The organism is Inquilinus limosus DSM 16000 (genome assembly GCF_000423185.1).
In the GTDB taxonomy this organism is placed as follows: domain Bacteria; phylum Pseudomonadota; class Alphaproteobacteria; order DSM-16000; family Inquilinaceae; genus Inquilinus; species Inquilinus limosus.
The window spans coordinates 102776-124055 of the sequence record NZ_AUHM01000020.1 but is presented as its reverse complement, the minus strand read 5'-3'; the positions used below and the strand labels follow the sequence as shown (position 1 = coordinate 124055).

At 68.6% G+C, this 21280-nt stretch carries 18 protein-coding genes; 11 read left to right on the top strand and 7 right to left on the bottom strand.

Going from position 1 to position 21280, the window contains the following annotated elements; translation table 11 throughout:
• Nucleotides 1-23: 23 nt before the first annotated feature.
• The 3 genes from G537_RS0118365 to G537_RS43720 form a co-directional block, all read right to left on the bottom strand.
• A complete protein-coding gene (locus G537_RS0118365) occupies nucleotides 24-1280 on the bottom strand; it encodes an HlyD family secretion protein (RefSeq protein ID WP_026871371.1) in 1257 nt (418 codons plus the stop codon).
• Between the two features lie 3 nt (nucleotides 1281-1283).
• Nucleotides 1284-2831 carry a S41 family peptidase gene (locus G537_RS0118360; protein ID WP_026871370.1) on the bottom strand — a complete coding sequence of 516 codons (1548 nt, stop codon included), beginning with the start codon at nucleotides 2829-2831 and terminating at the stop codon, nucleotides 1284-1286.
• Nucleotides 2832-3026: 195 nt separating this feature from the next.
• Nucleotides 3027-3368, bottom strand: a complete 342-nt coding sequence (locus G537_RS43720; RefSeq protein WP_155888661.1) for a hypothetical protein — start codon at nucleotides 3366-3368, stop codon at nucleotides 3027-3029.
• A 325-nt stretch (nucleotides 3369-3693) separates the two neighbouring features.
• Here G537_RS43720 and G537_RS0118355 point away from each other — a divergent pair, with 325 nt between their 5' ends.
• Entirely contained in the window at nucleotides 3694-5829 is a 2136-nt protein-coding gene (locus G537_RS0118355; protein ID WP_051248584.1) for a peptidase domain-containing ABC transporter, read from the top strand.
• A gap of 50 nt (nucleotides 5830-5879) precedes the next feature.
• Here the strand turns inward: G537_RS0118355 and G537_RS0118350 are convergent, their stop codons facing one another.
• Complete coding sequence (locus G537_RS0118350) at nucleotides 5880-6566, bottom strand: GntR family transcriptional regulator (protein ID WP_026871368.1); 687 nt, start codon at nucleotides 6564-6566, stop codon at nucleotides 5880-5882.
• Between the two features lie 194 nt (nucleotides 6567-6760).
• Here G537_RS0118350 and G537_RS0118345 point away from each other — a divergent pair, with 194 nt between their 5' ends.
• The 6 genes from G537_RS0118345 to G537_RS0118320 are packed head-to-tail and all read left to right on the top strand — an operon-like array spanning nucleotide 6761 to nucleotide 12987.
• Entirely contained in the window at nucleotides 6761-7774 is a 1014-nt protein-coding gene (locus tag G537_RS0118345; protein WP_026871367.1) for an ABC transporter substrate-binding protein, read from the top strand.
• A gap of 1 nt (nucleotide 7775) precedes the next feature.
• Nucleotides 7776-8537: an ABC transporter ATP-binding protein gene (locus G537_RS0118340; RefSeq protein ID WP_026871366.1), complete on the top strand. Its 762-nt coding sequence runs from the start codon at nucleotides 7776-7778 to the stop codon at nucleotides 8535-8537.
• Nucleotides 8538-8542: 5 nt separating this feature from the next.
• Nucleotides 8543-9409, top strand: a complete 867-nt coding sequence (locus G537_RS0118335) for an ABC transporter permease (protein ID WP_026871365.1) — start codon at nucleotides 8543-8545, stop codon at nucleotides 9407-9409.
• 46 nt (nucleotides 9410-9455) lie between these two features.
• Complete coding sequence (gene araD, locus G537_RS0118330) at nucleotides 9456-11198, top strand: L-arabinonate dehydratase (protein WP_026871364.1); 1743 nt, start codon at nucleotides 9456-9458, stop codon at nucleotides 11196-11198.
• A gap of 19 nt (nucleotides 11199-11217) precedes the next feature.
• The gene (locus G537_RS0118325) at nucleotides 11218-12237 is read left to right on the top strand and encodes an SMP-30/gluconolactonase/LRE family protein (protein ID WP_081688891.1); all 1020 of its coding nucleotides are present in this window, start codon (nucleotides 11218-11220) and stop codon (nucleotides 12235-12237) included.
• A 30-nt stretch (nucleotides 12238-12267) separates the two neighbouring features.
• Complete coding sequence (locus tag G537_RS0118320) at nucleotides 12268-12987, top strand: ribonuclease activity regulator RraA (RefSeq protein ID WP_026871362.1); 720 nt, start codon at nucleotides 12268-12270, stop codon at nucleotides 12985-12987.
• 123 nt (nucleotides 12988-13110) lie between these two features.
• Here G537_RS0118320 and G537_RS0118315 read toward each other — a convergent pair whose 3' ends face one another.
• A complete protein-coding gene (locus tag G537_RS0118315; RefSeq protein ID WP_026871361.1) occupies nucleotides 13111-14046 on the bottom strand; it encodes a 2-hydroxyacid dehydrogenase in 936 nt (311 codons plus the stop codon).
• Nucleotides 14047-14285: 239 nt separating this feature from the next.
• Between G537_RS0118315 and G537_RS38620 the strand changes: the two genes are divergently transcribed.
• Nucleotides 14286-15839 (top strand): glycosyltransferase, encoded by a 1554-nt coding sequence (locus G537_RS38620; RefSeq protein WP_211230425.1) that lies wholly within the window; start codon nucleotides 14286-14288, stop codon nucleotides 15837-15839.
• A 40-nt stretch (nucleotides 15840-15879) separates the two neighbouring features.
• On the opposite strand, the gene G537_RS42165 is transcribed toward G537_RS38620, so the two are convergent.
• Nucleotides 15880-16365, bottom strand: coding sequence for a GNAT family N-acetyltransferase (locus G537_RS42165; protein WP_051248578.1), 486 nt, complete (start codon nucleotides 16363-16365; stop codon nucleotides 15880-15882).
• Nucleotides 16366-16450: 85 nt separating this feature from the next.
• On the opposite strand from G537_RS42165, the gene G537_RS0118300 reads away from it, so the two are divergent.
• The 3 genes from G537_RS0118300 to cbiB are packed head-to-tail and all read left to right on the top strand — an operon-like array spanning nucleotide 16451 to nucleotide 19660.
• The gene (locus G537_RS0118300) at nucleotides 16451-17560 is read left to right on the top strand and encodes an SPFH domain-containing protein (RefSeq protein WP_026871360.1); all 1110 of its coding nucleotides are present in this window, start codon (nucleotides 16451-16453) and stop codon (nucleotides 17558-17560) included.
• An 18-nt stretch (nucleotides 17561-17578) separates the two neighbouring features.
• Nucleotides 17579-18631, top strand: a complete 1053-nt coding sequence (locus tag G537_RS0118295) for a TFIIB-type zinc ribbon-containing protein (protein ID WP_211230424.1) — start codon at nucleotides 17579-17581, stop codon at nucleotides 18629-18631.
• A gap of 57 nt (nucleotides 18632-18688) precedes the next feature.
• Nucleotides 18689-19660, top strand: a complete 972-nt coding sequence (cbiB, locus tag G537_RS0118290; protein ID WP_026871358.1) for an adenosylcobinamide-phosphate synthase CbiB — start codon at nucleotides 18689-18691, stop codon at nucleotides 19658-19660.
• A gap of 72 nt (nucleotides 19661-19732) precedes the next feature.
• Here cbiB and G537_RS0118285 read toward each other — a convergent pair whose 3' ends face one another.
• A complete protein-coding gene (locus G537_RS0118285) occupies nucleotides 19733-21202 on the bottom strand; it encodes a cobyric acid synthase (protein ID WP_026871357.1) in 1470 nt (489 codons plus the stop codon).
• Between the last annotated feature and the right edge of the window lie 78 nt (nucleotides 21203-21280).

The window sequence follows — 21280 nt, the reverse complement described above, 5'->3', positions numbered from 1 at the left end:
TTCGATCTGACCCAGCGGATCCGTCAGAGGCTCGCCCTGGCGGCGATCAGGGGCTCGACCGCCCACTGCCAGATCGGCCGGCTTTCGAGAACCAGGTCCGCCTGCATCTTCGCGCCGGGCTGCAGCGCCTCTTCGCGGCCGTAGGTGGTGATCGTGCTCTTGGCCAGCGTGGCGGTGACGAGATAGAGCGGCTCGTCGCTCGTGACCGGGAACGGCAGCTCCGAGGCCGCGACCGCGGTCCGGCTGACGGTCGCCACCGTCGCGGGCTGCATGCCGAACTTCTCGTAGGGATAGGCGTCGTAGCGCAGCAGGACGTCCTGTCCCGGCTTCACGAAACCTGCAGCGCTGGACGGGACATAGAGATAGGCGTCGAGGCGCGCGCCGTCCGGCACGATGGTGAGCAGCGGCGTGGCGGTGTCGACCGCGGCCCCGGGAGTGGCCGTCAGCCGCGTGACCGTGCCGGATTGCGGCGCGCGGACGACCAGCAGGCGCTGCTCCTCATTCTGGACAATCTCCTGGTCGAGCTCGCTGATGCTCTGCTCGATCGCCGACCGGTCGTTCGCCTGCTTGTCGGGAAGCCCACGCTGCTGGGCCTCGAGCTGCGCCAGATTGCCTTCGATTGTCGCGAGCGAATATTGCAGGGAAGCGATCTGCGCCCTGGCGCTCGCGACGTCCTCCTCGGCCTTGTCACGCTGCGCCGGGGACTCGACCCTCCTGTCCTCCAGGTTCTTCTCCCGCTCAAAGATCTGCCGGGTCAGGCGGAGATAGTCCTGCTGGGCGGCGATCTGAGCCTGAAGCCCGGCTATCTGCTGCCGCAGGGAGGCAATATTGGCCGCGAGCACCTCGGCGTCCGAAGCCTGGACCGTGGCGAGGCGCTGGATCTCCTGCTCCATCATCCGGCGACGGTCATGGAGGGTCCGGACCACGAGGTCCGCGGTCCGACCGGCCGTGGAGACATCGCTGACATCGATCATGAACAGCACGTCGTCCTTCTCCACGTGCTGCCCCTCGACGACATGCTGCTCAAGGATCTGGCCTGCATGGGTCGACAGGACCTTGATCAGCCCCTTGTCCGGGACGAGGAATCCCGAGACCTGTGCCTTCCGGGCATAGGCGCCGAACCCGACCGCGGCCGCCGCGGCGACGATGAGCGCAGCCAAGCATGCCCCGTAGAGACGGCTCCACCAGGCCGTGACGCCGAGCGGAACGCCGACGTCGCTCTCGATCGCCGTGCCGAAGGCGTTGCGGAACAGCGGAACGGGGGGGTGCCCGGTGGCCATGCGCTACTCCAGCCGGGACCGGACGACCCCGAGCGCCCACCCCCGCACCGAGGCGTTGTCGCGCTGCAGCCCATCATATTCGATGTCCGGCGTGTAGTATCCGCCCGCCGGGCGCTGTCGGTTCCGGTAGACCTTCATCGGAATGGCCAGGCGACCGAGGCCGGACGGCAGGTCCAGGCTCCGCGCGTCCATGTACTGCGTGTCCGCGTTGGTCGGAAGTCCGAGGTAGGTGACGCCGCGGAACCGTTTCAGGTAGTCGAGGAAGTCGAGACAGGCGCTGCCGCATCCGCCGTCCATGAGAACGAACAGCTTGGCTCTCATCGGCACCGGATCGACGAATGCCTGGCTCGACCGGGATGCGTCCGGCCCATCCGATGCGGGTGCGATCGGCGATTGCCAGAACGGCAGTGCCCGTGGGTCCTCATTGAAGCGGACCGGCCTTAGAGTCTCGCGGAAAAAAACCTCTCCGCGGTCGAGCGCTTCCCGCATCCCGTCGATGATGCTCTGGATCCACGCGTCCGACGCGGTCTGTTCCTGGCTGTTGGGAGCGAGCCAGCCCTCCGCATCGCGGAGATTGTCCGGCGAGGCGCGCCAGTCGACATAGCTGTCCCGACCAGCGGTATCCGAGGCTTCGAGCAGAGCTCCCCGATCGAAGAGGAGATAGATGAAGACCTCCGCGAGCGTGCTGTTGCCGCCCCGATTTCCCCGGATGTCCATGACCAGCGCCTTCGCTCCGGCGATGTCGTGCTGCCGCTGGTTGAGCGTCCTGTAGAGAGGCGCCAGCGCACCCCATTGCGGCGGATTCGCCGAGAACGACGGAATGCGAAGCCAATAGATGCCGTCGGCCGGCTCGGTCAGGGAGGCTGGTTCCCCAACGCCACCATTGGCATTGTACAGGCGGTTGTTCATCGCCGCCACCGAGGTGCCGCGCCACTCGATCGCGACGTCGTCGATCCGGCCGTCCTGACTGAAGCGACAGCTCTTGACCGCCCTGGTCATCGGGCTGCCCTCGGCAGCGAAGAACAGATACGGGACGCTGCGGTCGAACGAGGCGGGAACAGCGGGATTTCCGCGAAACCGGAAGACGTGCTCGGCCAGGAACTCGGTAACCGGTATGCCGTCGCAGCTCAGCAGTTCGGCGCCGACAGAGGGCAGGTTCTGCCCCGGATCGACACTGACGACCAGGACACGGCCCTGGCGTCCCGCCACGACGAAACCGGGCCACTGGATGTGCGTCTCTGGGAGAGAGAAGTCGATGTAGACATGCGGATCGCGAAACCCGGCTTGATAACCTCTCAGAACCGAGAGGTAGTCGCCTATGCTGGAGACTGACGGCAGTTCCCTACGAGCCTGCTCGTAACCGTCGCGCAGCCAGTCCCGGAAGCCCGGATTTTCCTTATCCACGGCGCCTGGATGATTGGCCTCGATCTGCTGGTGGATGAAATCGACATCGGCGGCCGCCAGATCCTGCCACCCATTGGCCGACGCGGATCCGCACGCTCCGAAGAGGCCGGAGCACAGGATGAGCGACATCATCAATCTCTTGGCCATCGATACTCCACACGATCCCCTGGGCGTGGACGGCGCCGTCGATCCTCGATTGAACGGATCGCTCCCCCGTGTCGGCGATGCGGACGCCTGGCTGTTTCTCCCTGCCAAGCGCCCGCAAGCGGCATACGGAATCCGGCTCAGCGGCAGACCGTGGAGGACGGCGGCCGAAACGGCCGTCCGGGCTGGCGAGGGGTATCAGTCGCCGCCGTCACCGCCGTCGCCGCCATCCCCACCATCGCCTCCATCGTTGCCGTCGCCGTTTCCATCGTCATTGCCGCTGCCGCTGGCGTTGCCGTTCCCGGCACCGGTGTTGTTGCTTCCGCTGCTGGAGCTGGAACTGGTATTTCCTGAGTTGTCCGTGCTGCTTGATCCGGAGCAGCCGCAATTGCCGTTGCTGTCCCAGAATCCGCCGGAGATTTCCTCGAGAATCACGGGATTTTCGACGACGTAGCGCCCGTATTCGTCAATTCGGCACTCCTGCAGAATCCTGGAATAATCGACCAAGTCTCGGAGATCGCCGTTTTCATTGTTAGCCATTCATCCCTCCAAAGTTGTGGTGGGTACGGAGGCTGGCATCGCGCCAATGGTGACTTGGCTCTACTTGCTTTTCCTGAAAACCGGAGTCGGCGGCCAATCAGCACCATCCCGGACCGGCGGTGATCCTCGGCGTGCCATCCTCAACTCGCGCCGCGCCGGCCAGGAGACCTTCGCCGCGGCACAGCCCCTCCATCGGTGCGATCCGATAATTGCCGAAAGAAATCCGATTCTGTCCCTTAATTCTTCGTAAAGCGTCTCGCGGTTCATCGACAGGCGGCTCCGGCTGCGCATAGTCGAAAGCAACGAAGCGGTCCGAGGCGCCGTGATGCAGATCCTCTATCAGTCCGAGCGGTCGGAATGCGGGCTCGTCGCGCTGGCGATGGTGGCGAGTGCCCACGACCTGGCGATCGACCTGGCCGGCCTGCGGGCCCGCTTCCCGATCTCGCTGAAAGGGGCGACGTTCAAGGACCTGGTCGCGATCGCGAACAGTCTCGATCTCGAGACGCGCGTCCTGCGCTGCGAGCCCGAGCACCTCGCCCAGGTCCGCACGCCGGCGATCCTGCATTGGCGCATGAACCACTTCGTCGTTCTGGCCGCGTGCCGGGGAAACCGCTTCATCCTCCACGATCCGGCGGCCGGCCGGGTCGTGGTCACCCGCGCCGAGATGGACGAATGCTTCACAGGCTTCGTGCTCGAGGCTTGGCCCAGCCCCAGGTTCCAGAAGCAGGATCGGCGCAACCGCCTCCGGCTGAGCACCGTGGTGCCGAGGAGCCGTGGCCTCGTCGTGGCCATCACCTGCATGTTCGTCTATGCCCTCGGCATCGAGCTCATCACGCTCGTCCTGCCGATCCTGCAGCAATTCGTCATCGACGACGCTCTGGTCGCTGCCGATACCGATCTCCTGGAACTTCTGACCATCGCGATGGGCGTCTTCCTCGCGGGCCAGGCCGTGACCACCGCGATCCGCGGCATCGTTCAGCGAAACCTGTCGTCCTCACTGTCGCTGATCGTGCCGACCCATGTCTTCCGGCACCTGCTGGCGCTTCCCACCGCCTGGTTCGAGCGGCGGTCGGCGGCCGACGTGATCAACCGCTTCGAATCCGGCAACACCATCCATAAGACGCTGACCACGAGCATCGTCAGCGCCGGCATCGACGGGATCGTGGCCCTCGCCGCCCTGGCGGTGATGGCACTGTACAGCCCACTCCTGGCGACGGTCGTCGTTCTCGCCTTCATCGCCTATGGCATGGTGCGGGCACTCCGCTACAGCGCCTACCGGCAGAAGTCGCAGGGCGCGCTGGTCCAGAACGCGAAGGTCCAGGGGCTGCTCTGGGAGACGATGCGCGGCATCACGACGATCAAGCTGTTCGGCGGCTTCGACCAGCGCCGCGCTCAGTACGTGGCGGCCCTCAGCCGCTATGTCAGGCTGCAGAACGGGGTCGAGACCGCGACCGTCACCTTCACCTTCTGCCACGACGTTCTGTTCGCGATCGAGAAGATCGCGATCATCTATCTCGGGGCCAAGGCAGTCCTCTCCAACGACTTCTCGGTCGGAATGCTGACGGCCTTCCTCGGCTTCCGCGAGAACTTCGTGACCAAGGGAACCAGCCTCATCAACACCGCGATCGAATTCAGGATGCTGGGGATCCATCTGGACCGGCTGGCCGACATCCTGCTCACCGAACGGGAGAAGACCACGAGGCTACCGTTCCTGGGAGATCGGGAGATCCGCGGGGACATCGAGGTCCGGGAGGTGTCCTACCGGTACGGCACGGCCGAAGCCGACGTTCTCGACCGGTGCAGCCTGTCAGTCCGGGCCGGCGAGATCGTGGCGATCGTCGGTCCGTCCGGCGCCGGAAAGTCGACGCTGCTCAAGGTCCTTTCGGGGCAGATCCAGGCCGACTCCGGCGATGTCCTGATCGACGGCCTGTCGATCTCATCCCTTGGCCTCGATCGCCTGCGCAGCGTCATCGGCGTCGTCCGCCAGGACGACATGCTGTTCTCCGGCACCCTTGTCGAGAACATCGCGTTCCTCGACGAAAAGCCCGATCACGAGCGCGTGCGCGCGGCTGCGCGCAAGGCCCGGATCCAAGACGAGATCCTGCGCATGCCGATGGGGTTCAACACCCTGGTCGGCTCGATGGGGACCGGGTTGTCGGGAGGGCAGGCCCAGCGCCTCATGCTCGCCCGCGCCCTCTACCGAAGCCCGCGGATCCTCCTGCTCGACGAGGCGACAAGCCATCTCGATCTCGCCAACGAGCGCGAGATCTCGTCGGCGCTGCGCGATCTCGGCATCACCCAGATCATCATCGCCCATCGTCCCGAGACGATCGCCATGGCCGACCGGGTGGTGGACATCCGGATGATCAACCGCGTTGCGAACATCAGTATTGCAGGTGAGCTTTCCGGGATGGACACACAACAGACGCGGGAACCGGCTCTCGTGAGCGCCCAGACTTGAAGCTCATCTGCGTTTGTCTCTGAACAGTGGGCCGTCGGCAATAGACCCGCCTATCCCCTGACATAGTCCGGGAACCTGGCGCGGATCTCGTCGACCTGGGCCAGCGTCCCGGACAGGTGCCGGCGCAGCGCCTCCTGGGCCCGGTCGGCGTCGCCCTCGGCGATGGCGTCGAGGATGCGGGCATGGTCGTCCAGGATCGACTGCGCCTTGCCCGGCACCGGCAGGTGCAGCCGCCGCAGCCGGTCGAGATGGCCGCTGCGGCTGCGGATCAGGGCCCAGAGATCCGGCACCTCCGCCGCCTCGCAGAGCTGGCGGTGCAGCGACTGATCGGTCTCGGCGAAGGCCTCGAAATCCTCGGCGTCGAGCATGGCGCGCTGGCGGGCGATCAGCGTCCGCAGCGGCGCCACGAAGGACCGGTCCTCGCGCAGCGCCAGGCTGCGCACCACCTCGAGCTCCACCGACCGGCGCAAGAAATGCGCTTGCCGCGCCGCCGCCAGGTCGATCGGGCTGACCACCGTGGCGTGCTGCGGGAAGATGTCGACCAGCCCCTCCTCCGCCAGGCGCAGCAGGGCGTCGCGGATCGGCGTCTGGCTGACCCCGAACTGCGCCATCAGCTCGTTGCGCGCCAGCACCGAGCCCGGCGCCAGGGTCAACGCGATGATCTGCTCGCGCAGCCGCTCGAACACCTGCGGCGCCGCCTGCCGGGCGCGGTCGAGCTGGATCATCGTGACGCTCATGCTGCTGGAATCCTCGTCCCTTCCGCTTCTGATTTGAGCGGGACCGGCGTGCCCCCGCAATCGCGATGTTAATCCCGCTTGGCTGTCGATGCACTAATGCATTAGTGTTCCAGCGACTCGAAATCAGGGTGCCTCCTGAGACCCGAAGCCGGATCAACCGGACAAGACAGGCGCCGAATGAGGAGGAAACACGGATGAAGTGGATGCGATTCTGCGCGGCCGCGCTGGCCCTGGCCGGCACGCTGGCCGCCGCGGCCCCGACCATGGCGCAGGACAAGAGCGAGATCACCATCTCGCGCCAGCCCGGCATCCTCTACATGGCGGCTCACGTCATGGAGAAGCAGAAGCTGATCGAGAAGCAGGCGACGGCGCTGGGCCTGCCGGACCTCAAGGTCAGCTGGACCACCTTCTCGGGCGGCGGCGCCCAGACCGACGCCCTGCTGGCCGGCGGCGTCGACATCGTCAACACCGGCGTCGGCAACCTGCTGCTGCTGTGGGACCGGACCCGCGGCGGGGTGAAGGGGATCACCGCCTCCTCGGCCCTGCCCCTGACCCTGATCAGCCGCGATCCGAAGATCAAGTCGCTGCAGGATTTCGGGCCTTCCGACAAAATCGCGGTGCCGACGGTCCGGGTCTCGACCCAGGCGATCCTGCTGCAGATGGCGGCGGCCCAGGCCTTCGGCGAGGACCAGTGGGCCAAGCTGGACGGCAACACGGTGCAACTCGGCCATCCCGACGCGGCGGCCGCCCTGGCCAACCCGCAGCACGAGGTGGCCAGCCACTTCTCAGCCCCGCCCTTCGACTACTACGAGCTGAAGACCATTCCGGGTACCCATGTCGTGCTGCGCTCGGCCGACATCATCGGCGGGCCGCTGACCCAGGCGCAGTTCTTCACCACCACCCGCTTCGCCGATGCCAATCCGAAGGTCGTGCAGGCGGTGAAGGCCGCGACGCTGGAGGCGATCGATTTCATCCACAAGGACACGCGCGCCGCGGTCGAGATCTACCGAGAGGTCACCGGCGACAAGACCAGCGTCGACGACCTGATGGAGATGCTGAAGCAGCCCGGGATGATGGACTTCATCGCCGCGCCGCAGGGCACGATGAAGTTTGCCCAGCACCTGTACAAGATCGGCACGCTGAAGACCGAGCCGAAGGCCTGGACCGACTACTACCTGCCGGTCGCCCACGACCTGAACGGGAACTGAGATGGCGCTGCTCGACGTCCGCGGCGTCACGCTGCGCTACAAGACACCGTCGGTCCAGGTCACCGCGACCGAGCGGGTCAGCTTCCAAGTCGACCGGTCGGACCGCTTCGTGCTGCTGGGCCCGTCCGGCTGCGGCAAGTCCACCCTCCTGAAGGCGGTCGGCGGCTATATGCGGCCGAGCGAGGGCGCGATCCGGATCAAGGACCGCGAGGTCGAGGAGCCGGGCGCCGACCGGATGATGGTGTTCCAGGAGTTCGACCAGCTGCTGCCCTGGAAGACCGTGCTGGAGAACGTGATGTTCCCGCTGCGCACGGCGCGGAAGCTGCCACGGCGCGAGGCGGAGGAGCGGGCCCGGGCCTATATCGAGAAGGTCCACCTGACCCGGGCGGTCGACAGCTATCCGCACACGCTGTCGGGCGGCATGAAGCAGCGCGTCGCCATCGCCCGCGGCATGGCGATGGAGCCGGACATCCTGCTGATGGACGAGCCATTCGCCGCGCTCGACGCCCTCACCCGCCGGCAGATGCAGGACGAGCTGCTGCAGCTGTGGGAGGACACGCGCTTCACCGTCCTCTTCGTCACCCATTCCATCGCCGAGGCGATCCGCATCGGCAACCGCATCCTGCTGCTGTCCCCGCATCCCGGCCGGGTCAAGGCCGAGGTGCGCGACGTCGACCAGGTCTCGTCCGAGGACGGCAGCGCCGGCCAGCTGGAGCGGCAGATCCACGATCTGCTCTTCGCCGGGCCGGGACACAGGGAGTGATCGCGATGGGCCAGGCCCAGATCCTGATGATGAGCGAGGCCGACGCGGCCGCGTCGGCCCAGATCGCTTCGGTCGAGCGGAAGCTCGGGATGGCCGAGCTGCTGTGGGGCAGCCCCGTCATCCGTAAGACCGTGCTGATCCTGGTGCTGGCCGCGATCTGGCAGGTCTACGCCTCGATCCTCGACAACCCGCTGCTGTTCCCGACGCTGGGCGACACGCTCTCGGCCATGGTCGACGGCTTCGTCCGCGGCCCGCTGGCGCTGCGGGCCTGGACCTCGATCAAGATCCTGCTGATGGGCTACGCCGCCGGCATCGCGCTGGCCGCCCTGCTGACGGTGCTGGCGATCAACACCCGGGTCGGCACCGACTTCCTCGAGACCATGACGGCGATGTTCAACCCGCTGCCGGCCATCGCCCTCTTGCCGCTCGCCCTGATCTGGTTCGGGCTCGGCACCGGCAGCCTGGTCTTCGTGCTGATCCATTCGGTGCTGTGGGCGGTGGCGCTGAACACCCATTCCGGCTTCCTCGGCGTGTCGCAGACGCTGCGCATGGTCGGGCGCAACTACGGCCTTAAGGGCCTCGGCTACGTCGCCCGCATCCTGGTGCCGGCCGCCTTCCCTTCGATCCTGACCGGGCTCAAGATCGGCTGGGCCTTCGCCTGGCGCACCCTGATTGCGGCCGAGCTGGTGTTCGGCGTCTCCTCCGGCCAGGGCGGGCTCGGCTGGTTCATCTTCGAGAACCGGAACCTGCTCGACATTCCCTCGGTCTTCGCCGGGCTGCTCACCGTCATCATCATCGGTCTTCTGGTCGAGAACGTGATTTTCCGGTCGATCGAGCGCCGGACGGTGCGACGATGGGGGCTGCAGAACTGAGTCCCTGCCCCAGCCACCGATCCTTCCGAGACGGCAGCACCCCACCATGACCAACATCCGCCGCAAGACGCCCGACACCCTGCGCAGCGCCCGCTGGTTCGCGCCCGACGACCTGCGCTCCTTCGGCCACCGCTCCCGCGCCATGCAGATGGGCTACGCGCCCGAGGACTGGGCCGGCCGCCCGGTGATCGCGCTGATCAACACCTGGTCCGACATCAACCCCTGCCACGCCCATTTCAAGCACCGGGTCGAGGATGTGAAGCGCGGCGTGCTGCAGGCTGGCGGCTTCCCGATCGAGCTGCCGGCGCTGTCGCTGTCGGAGAACTACGTCAAGCCGACCACCATGCTGTACCGCAACCTGCTGGCGATGGAGGTGGAGGAACTGCTGCGCTCCCACCCCGTCGACGGCGCGGTGCTGCTGGGCGGCTGCGACAAGACCACGCCCGGCCTGCTGATGGGCGCCACCAGCGCCGGGCTGCCGGCGATCTACCTGCCGGCCGGGCCGATGCTGCGCGGCAACTGGAAGGGCAAGGTGCTCGGCTCCGGCTCCGACGCCTGGAAGTTCTGGGACGAGCGCCGGGCCGGCAACATCAGCGCCGCGGAATGGGTCGAGATCGAGGGCGGCATCGCCCGCAGCTACGGCCACTGCATGACCATGGGCACGGCCAGCACCATGACCGCGATCGCCGAGGCGATCGGCATGACCTTGCCCGGCGCCTCCTCGATCCCGGCCGTGGATGCGGGCCATATCCGCATGTCCGCGGCCTGCGGCCGCCGCATCGTCGAGATGGTGTGGGAGGACCTGGTCCCGGCCCGGATCCAGACCCGCGCCGCCTTCGAGAACGCGATCGCGGTGGCGATGGCGATGGGCTGCTCGACCAACGCCATCATCCATCTCGTCGCCATGGCGCGGCGGGCCGGCGCCGACATCGGGCTCGACCAGTTCGACGCGGCCAGCCGGGTGGTGCCGGTGATCGGCAATGTCCGGCCCAGCGGCGACCAGTATCTGATGGAGGACTTCTTTTACGCCGGTGGCCTGCCGGCGCTGATGACGCGGATCCGCGACCACCTCGATCTCGACGCGCTGACCGTCACCGGCCGCACGCTGGGCGAGAACATCGCCGGCGCCGAAGTCTACAACGACGACGTGATCCGCCCGATCGACAACCCGGTCTATGCCGAGGGCGCGCTGGCGGTGCTGCGCGGCAACCTGGCGCCGGACGGCTGCGTCATCAAGCCCAGCGCCTGCGATCCTCGCTTCCTGAAGCACAGCGGCCCGGCCCTGGTGTTCGACGACTACCCGTCGATGAAGGCGGCGATCGACCGCGACGACCTCGACGTCACGCCGGACCATGTGCTGGTGCTGCGGAATGCGGGTCCCCAAGGCGGCCCGGGCATGCCGGAATGGGGCATGCTGCCGATCCCGAAGACGCTGGTGAAGCAGGGCGTGCGCGACATGGTCCGCATCTCCGACGCCCGCATGAGCGGCACCAGCTACGGCGCCTGCATCCTGCACGTCTCGCCGGAAGCCTATGTCGGCGGCCCGCTGGCGCTGCTGCGCACCGGCGACATCGTCACCCTCGACGTCGCCGCCCGCCGCATCGACATGGAGGTGCCGGAGGCGGAGCTGGCGCGCCGCCGGGCCGAATGGACGCCGCCGCAGCCCCGCTTCGAGCGCGGCTACGGCTGGATGTTCAACCGCCACATCCGCCAGGCGCATGAAGGCTGCGACTTCGACTTCCTCGAGACCGGCTTCGGCGCGCCGGTGGGCGAGCCCGACATCTTCTGACCACCCCAAGAGACCAGGCATGAACCGCAGCAGACGTGAGGTGATCATGGCCGGAGCCGCCATCGCCGCCGCATCGATCACGACCGCGGCCCGGGCCCAATGGGCCCCGACGACACGCTACCCCGACCCGGCGGTGCAGGCGCTGGATCCCAGCTTTACCAAATACATGATCGGCAACGCCGCGGTGGAACGGATCGCCACCGGCTGCCGCTGGTGCGAGGTGCCGGTCTGGTTCGGCGACGGCCGCTATCTCCTATGGAGCGACATCCCGAACAACCGGATCCTGAAATGGGACGAGGAGACCGGGGCGGTCAGCGAATTCCGCAAGCCCTCCAACAACGCCAACGGCAACACCCGCGACCGCCAGGGCCGGCTGGTCACCTGCGAGCATCTGGGCCGCCGCGTCACCCGCACCGAATATGACGGCACCATCACCGTGCTGGCCGACCGGTTTGAGGGCAAGCCGCTGAACTCGCCCAACGACGTCGTGGTCAGGTCCGACGGCTCGATCTGGTTCAGCGATCCGCCCTTCGGCATCCTCGGCAATTACGAGGGACGCAAGGCGGAGCCGGAGCTGCCGACCAACCTTTACCGGCTGGATCCGGAGACCGGCGCGCTGGCCGTGGTCGCGGGGGATCTGAATCGGCCCAACGGCCTTGCCTTCTCGCCCGACGAGAAGATCCTCTACGTGGTCGAAGGCGGCGCCAAGCCGAACCGCCTGATCCAGGCCTATGACGTGGTCGATGGCGGTCGCGGCATCGCCAACCGCCGCGTGGCGGTGGATTGCGGCAAGGGCACCGCGGACGGGCTGCGCGTCGATGTCGACGGCAATCTCTGGTGCGGTTGGGGCATGGGCAGCGACGAGCTGGACGGGGTGATGGTGTTCAACCCGGCCGGCAAGCCGATCGGCCGGATCGCGCTGCCGGAGCGCTGCGCCAACCTGTGCTTCGGCGGCGAGGCGCGCAACCGCCTGTTCATGGCCGCCAGCCAGTCCGTCTATGCCCTCTATGTGGGCACCCAAGGCGCAACGGTCGGCTGATGCCGATCCCGCCATCGCGAGGATGACCGAATGACCGGATTGAAGCCCGAGACCCGGGACAAGCTGAAGACCGTCAGCACCGCCACCCTGACCACGGCGCTGTTCAAGCGCGGCCTGCGCAACCAGTTCATCCAGGACGTGCATCCGCTGAACCCGTCGGCCGGACCGATGGTCGGCGAGGCCTTCACCCTGCGCTACATTCCGGCGCGCGAGGACCTGAACCCGATCAGCGTGTTCCAGGACCGCGCCCATCCGCAGCGCAAGGCGGTTGAGGAATGCCCGCCCGGCGCCGTCTTCGTCATCGACAGCCGCAAGGACCCGCGCGCCGCCTCGGCCGGGTCGATCCTGGTGGCGCGGCTGATGAAGCGCGGCGTCGCCGGCGTCGTCACCGACGGCGGATTCCGCGATTCGCCCGAGATCGCGAAGCTCGGCATCCCCGCCTATCACAACCGCCCGGCGGCGCCGACCAACCTGACCCGCCACCAGGCGCTGGACATCAACGTGCCGATCGGCTGCGGCGATGTGCCGGTGTTCCCCGGCGACGTGGTGGTCGGCGACGCCGAGGGCGTGGTGGTGATCCCGGCGAACATCGCCGACGAGATCACCGAGGAGGCGGTGGAGATGACCGCCTTCGAGGACTTCGTCACCGAGGAGGTGATGAAGGGCCGCTCGATCCTGGGCCTCTACCCGGCGACCGAGGAGCAGACCAGGCTCGACTTCGCCGCCTGGCGCAAGGCCAACGGACGGTAACCGCTTCCCCCAACCGTCATTGCGAGGAGGCGAAGCCGACGAAGCAATCCAGGGCGGCTCGCGCTGGCCCCTGGATTGCTTCGCTACGCTCGCAATGACGAGTGAGTGGTTGCGGCTTCCGCCTCACACCACCGGCGTCAGCAGCGGCTTGCCGGCGAAATGGGCCAGGAGGTTGCGGACGACGAGGTCGGCCATGGCGTTGCGGGTCTCGACCGTGGCGCTGCCGACATGCGGCTGCAGCACGACGTTGTCGAGGCCGTACAGCGCCTCCGGCACCTTCGGCTCATGCTCGAACACATCGAGGCCGGCGGCGCCTAGCCGGCCGTCGACCAGGGCCGCGACCATCTCCGGCTCGTCCACCACCGTGCCGCGGGCGATGTTGACCAGGATGCCTTCGGGCCCCAGCGCCTCGATCACCGCCCGGTTGACGATGTGGTGGGTCGCGGCGCCGCCCGGGCAGCACAGCACCAGCACGTCGCTGTCGCGGGCCAGCGCCACCAGGTCCGGATAGTACGGATAGTCGATCTCCGGCTTCGCCCGCGGCCCGTGCCAGGCGATCGACAGGCCGAAGATCTTTGCCCGCTCCGCCACCGCCTGGCCGATCCGGCCCATGCCGACGACGCCGAGCCGCTTGCCGCGCAGGCTGCGGGCCAGCGGCAGGCCGCCTTCGAGCCATTTCCCGGCACGCACGAAGCGGTCGCCGACGCAGAGCCGCCGCGCCGTCGCCAGCATCAGCAAGAGGCCGAGATCCGCCACCTCGTCGTCGAGCACGCCGGGGGTGTTGGTGACGCGGACGCCGCGGCTCTTGGCGTGGACGGTGTCGACCTTGTCGTAGCCGACGCCGAAATTGCCGATGATCTCCAGCGCCGGGAACCGGTCCATGAACTCGGCCGAGACGCCGGGGCCGGTGACGATGCCGCGGACCTCCGGCGCCACCCGCCGGATCAGTTCCTCACGATCCGCCGCCTCCCACAGCCGGTGCACGGTGCAGTTCGCCTCCAGCTCGGCGAAGGGGCCGGGCATCAGGCCGGCCAAAGCGAGGACGACGGGTTTGGTCATGGCGGCGGTTTCCTTCCTTGGCCCCGGATCGGCGGGCCGGCGCCCAGCCTATCGCACAAGTCCGACGATTCAAGGCATTCCAAGGGGACCGGCCCGGAGGCCGCCCGATGGCTGCCATGCTGGTGCCACGTTCCGTTGCGTTTGATGTCGGCGATCCGTCGATACGGTAGTATGACGGAACAACGACATGAGTCGGCTGTTTTGAACACTGACTATACGCAAGAAAAGGCCGGGCCATCTTGACCCCCTTAGAGATCTTCGAATTCAGCGTATACGGTCTACTCGCCATCGCGCTGACGCTATTGTGCCTCCTGTCATGCAATCTCCTCTGGCTCGCGATCACCTTCTGGCGCCATCAGTCGCAGGGCCAGAGCCTGGCGAATCAGAAGGCGGCTCCAGCCCCGGATGACGACGACCTGCCCAGGGTCCTGATCCAGATTCCGGTGTTCAACGAGCGGCATGTGGTGCGCCGCATCCTCGGCGCCGCCGCCGCGCTCGACTGGCCGCAGGACAAGCTGACGATCCAGCTGCTCGACGACAGCGTCGACGAGACCCGTGAGATCGCCGAAGCGGCGATCCGGGAACTGCGCGCCGCCGGCGTCGACGCCCACCGGCTGCACCGCACCGACCGCACCGGCTTCAAGGCCGGGGCGCTGCACGCCGGGCTGGCCGCCACCGACCACCCCTATGTCGCGATCTTCGACGCCGACTTCATCCCGCGGCCGGATTTCCTGCGCCGCACCGTCGGCGTGCTGGAGAACGACCAGCGCCTGGCCTTCGTGCAAGGCCGCTGGGAGCATCTGAACGGCGACGAGAACCGCCTGACCCGCGCCCAGACGCTGATGCTGGACGCGCATTTCGGGATCGAGCAGCCGGCCCGCAGCATGACCGGCCTGCCCCTGCCCTTCAACGGCACCTGCGGCATCTGGCGCCGTGCCGCGATCGACGATGCCGGCGGCTGGAAGGCCGACACGCTGACCGAGGATCTGGACCTCAGCCTGCGCGCCCATCTCAAGGGCTGGCGCGCCCGCTACCTGTCCGACATCACCGTGCCGGGCGAGCTGCCGTCGAGCATCGCCGCCTGGCGGGTGCAGCAGTTCCGCTGGACCAAGGGCTTCGCCCAGGTCGCCTGCAAGCTGCTGCCGACGATCTGGCGCTCGGCCCTGCCGCGCAAGACCAAGGTCGCGGTCAGCCTGCAGTTGCTGCAGTGCATGTTCTACCCGCTGGGCGCCCTCGCCATGGTGAACACGCTGATGTTCCTCGGCATCGGCTTCGACCAGCCCGTGGCGCTGACCGCGCTGGGCGTGGTCTCGACCGTGCTCGGCATCTCCGGCACCGCGGCCTTCCTGATCTCCGGCCGCTGCGCCGTGCGGCGGGAGCGGCTCGGCCAGGCCGTCATGGACATGCTCGCCACCATGGCGCTGAACGCGGGCCTGTCGCTGTCGAACTCCCGCGGCGTGATCGAGGCCTTCCTCGGCCGGCGCAGCGGCTTCGTGCGCACGCCGAAGAAGGGCAGCTCGCGCCGCTCCGGCTACCGCAGCGGCGCCGGCAGCGGCGTTCCGGAAACGGCGGCCGGCGCGGTGCTGCTCGGCATGGTCCTGACCGACCTGGCCTGGTACCTGCCGTTCCTGGTCGTGTCCGGCACTGGGCTCCTGATCATGGGCACGGCCCTCCTGGCCGAGCGCTACGACCTGCGGCTCGACCCGCGCGCCCTTCCCCGCACGCTGCCGGGCGTGAAGCTGACCCCGCCGGCGGCCGGGACGGCGGCGCCGCAGCCGAACCCGCGGAGCTGAGATCGAGGCGGGCCGGGGCTTGGCTCCCCGGCCTGCGCGCTCACAACCGCTTCTCCAGGATCATCTCGTAGGGATCGAAACCGTGCTTGCGATAGGCGCGTATGGCGCTGTCGTTGTTCGCCAGCACGCCGATCCGCATCCGCACCACGCCGGCGCCGCGCAGATGCGCCTCGATCGCCGCCAGCAGCCGGCCGGCGACGCCGCGCCCCCGCCAGGCCGGCGCGGTGTAGACGTCGGACACATAGCCGAAGCGGTTGGAATCCGAGGTCTCGGAAATGAGGTCGTCCTGCTGCACCCAGCCGGCGGAGAAGCCGGCGAGGTCACCGTCGGCCGACACCGCCACCAGGATCACGCCGCCGCGCTCCGCCGCGTGGCCCTCGAGCCAGTCGAGATAGGGCTGCGCCGTCTCGCTGCCCGGCCGCCGCGTGTCATGCAGCGCCCGCTCGTACTCCTGCATGTCGACCAGCGCCGCCAGCAGCGCCGCGCGATCGCCCGGCTTCGCCGGCCGCACCGTCACCTCGGCCATCCGCTCCCCCGCCTCTTTTTCGTCCCAAGCTGATACTATCCTTCCCGCCCAGTCCGGCCCATGGGGGACGGCGACGGAGGGGACCATGGCCCTGTGGGACAAGATTGCCGGCGAGTTCATCGACATCATCGAATGGACCGATGACTCGCAGGACACCATCGTCTACCGCTTCGAGCGGCACAACAACGAGATCAAGTACGGCGCCCAGCTGACGGTGCGCGAGAGCCAGGTCGCCGTCTTCGTCAACGAAGGCAAGGTGGCCGACGTGTTCCAACCGGGGATGTATCGGCTGGAGACCAGGAACCTGCCGATCCTGTCGACGCTGCAGGGCTGGAAATACGGTTTCGAGAGCCCGTTCAAGGCCGAGGTCTACTTCCTCAACACCAAGCGGTTCACCGACCTGAAATGGGGCACGATGAACCCGGTGATGCTGCGCGACCCGGAATTCGGGCCGGTCCGGCTGCGCGCCTTCGGCACCTACGCCATCCGGGTCAAGGACCCCGCTGCCTTCATTCGCGAGATCGCCGGCACCGACGGCCGCTTCACCACCGACGAGATCACGGATCAGTTGCGCAACCTGATCGTCACCAGCTTCGCCGGCGCGGTGGCGAAGTCGAACATCCCGGTGCTGGACCTGTCGTCCAATTACGACCAGCTCGGCAAGGTCATCCGCGACGCGATCCAGCCGGAATTCGACACCTACGGGCTCAAGGTCGCGACGCTGCTGGTCGAGAACGTGTCGCTGCCCGAAGAGGTGGAGAAGGCGCTGGACCGGCGCAGCAGCATGGGCGTGGTCGGCGATCTCGGCCGATACACCCAGTACCAGACCGCCGAGGCGATCAAGGCCGCGGCCGAGAATCCGGGCGGCGCCGCCGGCATCGGCATCGGCATGGCGACGGCCGGGGGGCTGGCCTCCGCCATGGGCGCCGCGGTGCAGCAGGGCGCCCAGCCGGCGCCGGCCGCCGGTTCGGCCCCGCCGCCCCTGCCCGGCGCCGCGTCCTATCACGTCGCCATCGACGGCAAGCAGGCCGGCCCCTTCCCGGCCGACCAGCTGCCGGGGCTGGTGCGCGACGGGCGACTGACCCGCGACAGCCTGGTCTGGACCCAGGGCATGGCGAACTGGACCAGGGCCGGCGAGGTCGGCGCCCTGGCCGCGCTGTTCGCCGACTTGCCGCCGCCGCTGCCGCCCGCCTGATCACGGATCATGGCGGACATGGCGTTCACCTGCGCGTCCTGCGGCGCGCAGCTCGAATACGCGCCCGGCACCCGGGCGATGAAATGCCCCTATTGCGGCCACGAGAACCCGATCGAGCAGGCCCCGGCCTCGGCGGTCGAGGAGATCGACTACGCCACCGGCCTGGCCGAGGCCGAGCAGTCGGCGCCGACCGAGACGGTGTCGGTGGTCGGCTGCCAGCGCTGCGCCGCCGAATTCCAGCTGGACCCCGCGATCCAGGCGTCGCGCTGCCCGTTCTGCGGCACGCCGATCGTGCTGCAGCCGCGCGCGCTCACCCATCTGCGCCCCGGTGCGGTGCTGCCCTTCGCCTTCGACGCCAAGGCGGCGCGGTCGAAATACGAGGCTTGGCTGTCCGGCCTGTGGTTCGCGCCGAACGACGTGAAGCGCCTGGCGAAGACCGATGGCGGCTTCGTCGGCATGTATGTCCCGTACTGGACCTTCGACGCCGCGACCCGCACCGACTACACCGGCCAGCGCGGCGACAACTACACCCGGACCATCCGCGACGGCGGCAAGACCCGCACCGTCATCGAAACACGCTGGACGAGCTGCAGCGGACGGGTGGCCCGCGATTTCGACGATGTGACGGTGGTGGCCAGCCGGTCCCTGCCCGAGGGCTATCTCGACAAGCTCGAACCCTGGGATCTCGCCGAGCTGGTGCCCTATGACCCGAGCTATCTGCGCGGTTTCGGTGCCCAGCACTACCAGGTCGACCTGGCCACGGGCTTCGGCCGGGCGCAGGAGAAGATGGAGCCCCCCATCCGCCGCGACATCTGCGCCGATATCGGCGGCGACAGGCAGGTCATCCGCAGCCAGGAGACGCGCTACTACGGCGTCACCTTCAAGCATGTGCTGCTGCCGATCTGGTTGAACAGCTTCCGCTACGGCGGCCGGACCTACAGCTTCGTGATCAACGGTCGCACCGGCGAGGTGCAGGGCCAGCGGCCCTGGAGCTGGGTCAAGATCGGCTTGGCCGTGGTGGCGGCAGTCATTCTCGTTCTCCTGTTCGCGAGCCTATCCGGCAAGCAGTGACGGCCGCTCCGTCAGGTCGGGCTTGACCCGGAAGCGCGGTGCGGCCACAGCGTGAGCATGCCGGACTTCCAGACCCATCTCTGCCTGCTGGCCGCGGCTCTGCTGCTCGACGCCCTGGTCGGCGATCCGCCCTGGCTGTGGCGGCGGCTGCCGCATCCCGTCGCGCTGATCGGCCGGCTGATCGGCTGGCTGGACCGCCGCCTGAACCAGGACGGCGACGCCCCGGCCCGGCGCCGGATGGTGGGGATCGGCGCGACGCTGCTGCTGGTGCTGCTGGCCGGCGGCATCGGCTGGGGCGTCTCGGCCCTGCTGCGCGCCCTGCCCTTCGGCTGGCTGCTGGAGATCGTGCTGGCCGCCGTCTTCCTGGCCCAGCGCAGCCTGCACGATCACGTCTCGGCCGTGGCTGCGGCCTGCGATCTGGAGGGGCTGGAGGGCGGCCGCCGCGCCGTGTCGATGATCGTCGGCCGCGACCCGCAGAGCCTGGACATGGCCGGGGTCTGTCGCGCCGCGATCGAGAGCGATGCCGAGAACTACTCCGACGGCGTGGTCGCGCCGGCCTTCTGGTTCGCGCTGTTCGGCCTGCCCGGGATCCTGGCCTACAAGGCGGTGAACACCGCCGACAGCATGATCGGCCACCGCACCGCGAGGCACGAGGCCTTCGGCTGGGCGGCGGCGCGGCTGGACGACATGCTCAATCTGATTCCCGCACGGCTGTGCGGCGCCCTGCTGACCCTCGCCGCCCCCTTCGGCGGCGGGCACATCGGCTCCGCCTGGCGGGCGATGCTGCGCGACGCGCCGAAGCACCGCTCGCCCAATGCCGGTTGGCCGGAGGCGGCGATGGCCGGCGGCCTCGGCCTCGCCCTGGCCGGGCCGCGCCAATATCACGGCACGGTGGTGACCGACGCCTGGATGGGTAATGGCGGCCGGGCGGAGGCGACGCCGCGCGACATCCGCCGGGCACTGGCGGTCACCAGCGGCGCCGGGGTGATCCTGTTTCTGGTTGTGACCGCTGCTGCCCTACTTGCGTAGGTTGGGTTCGCCGAATGGCGAACCCAACATGGACGCCATGCCGGGATGTTGGGTTCGCGACGCGAACCCAACCTACGCCGGAAGCCCCGCGATCCTCGCCAGCGCCGCCACGTCCAGATGCCGTTCCAGATGGTCGGCCAGCCCGTCCAGCGTGGTGTCGACGGTGGCGTCATAGGCCAGGCCGCCCCCGGCCCGCGGCCCGAGCGCTGCCAGGAAGGCGGCGCGGAAGCCGTCGGCGGCGAACAGGCCATGGACGTAGCAGCCGGCGATCCGGCCATCCGGGGAGACGGCGCCGTCCGGCCGTCCGTCCAGGTCGAGCAGCGGTCGGGCCAGGGCCGGGCCCTCGGTGCGGCCGACATGCATCTCGTAGCCGCGGATCGCGGTGCCGGTCGGCCGATGCGTGCCGGCGACGGCGACCAGGCTCTTCTCCGGCGTCATCACCGTCTCGAGGTCGAGCAGCCCGAGCCCGTCGGCGGAGCCGGGCGGGCCGTCGATCCCGTCCGGGTCGTGCAGCCTTCGGCCGAGCATCTGGAAACCGGCGCAGAGGCCCAGCACCCGGCCACCGCGCCGGACATGGGCCATCAAGTCGATGTCCCAGCCCTGGGTGCGCAGGAAGCCGAGGTCGCCGATGGTCGATTTCGACCCCGGCAGCAGCACCAGGTCGGCGTCGCCCGGCAGCGCCTCGCCGGGCGGTACCATCCGCACCGCCACGTCCGGCTCCAACCGCAGCGGGTCGAGATCGTCGAAATTGGCGATGCGCGACAGCACCGGCACGGCGATAGTGATCGCCCGGCCCCGCGGCGTCTCGATCTCGGCCAGGGCGTTGGCGTCCTCGGCCGGCAGCCGCGCGGCCTCGGGCCAGTGCGGCACGATGCCGAGGCCGCGCCAGCCGGTGCGGTCCTCGACGACCCGCATGCCGTCGGCGAACAGCGCCGCGTCGCCGCGGAAGCGGTTGACGATGAAGCCGCGGATGCGCGCCGCCTCCACCGGCTCGATCACCGCATGGGTGCCGACCAGGCTGGCGATGACGCCGCCGCGATGGATGTCGGCGACCAGCACCACCGGCAGGTCCGCCGCCTCGGCGAAGCCCATATTGGCGATGTCGCCGGCCCGCAGATTGACTTCGGCCGGGCTGCCGGCGCCCTCCACCAGCACCAGATCGGCCTCGGCCGACAGGCGGCGATAGCTGTCCAGCACCGCCGCCAGCAGCTCCGGCTTGCGGGCGGCGTAGTCGCGGGCCTTCAGCGTGGTGACGCGCCGGCCCTGGACGATCACCTGGGCGCCGGTCTCGGTCTCCGGCTTCAGCAGCACCGGGTTCATATGCACGGTCGGCTCGACACCGCAGGCCCGCGCCTGCAGCGCCTGGGCCCGGCCGATCTCGCCGCCGTCGGCGGTCACCGCGGCGTTGTTCGACATGTTCTGCGGCTTGAACGGCCGCACCCGCAGGCCGCGCCGGGCGAAGACCCGGCACAGCCCGGCAACGATCAGCGACTTGCCGACATCCGAGCCGGTGCCCTGGACCATCAGGGCGGGGGGCTTCATGCCCCGCTCTCTCTTCTGTCATTGCCGGGCTTGACCCGGCAATCCAAAGGGTGTCGACGCTCTCTGGATGCCCGGGTC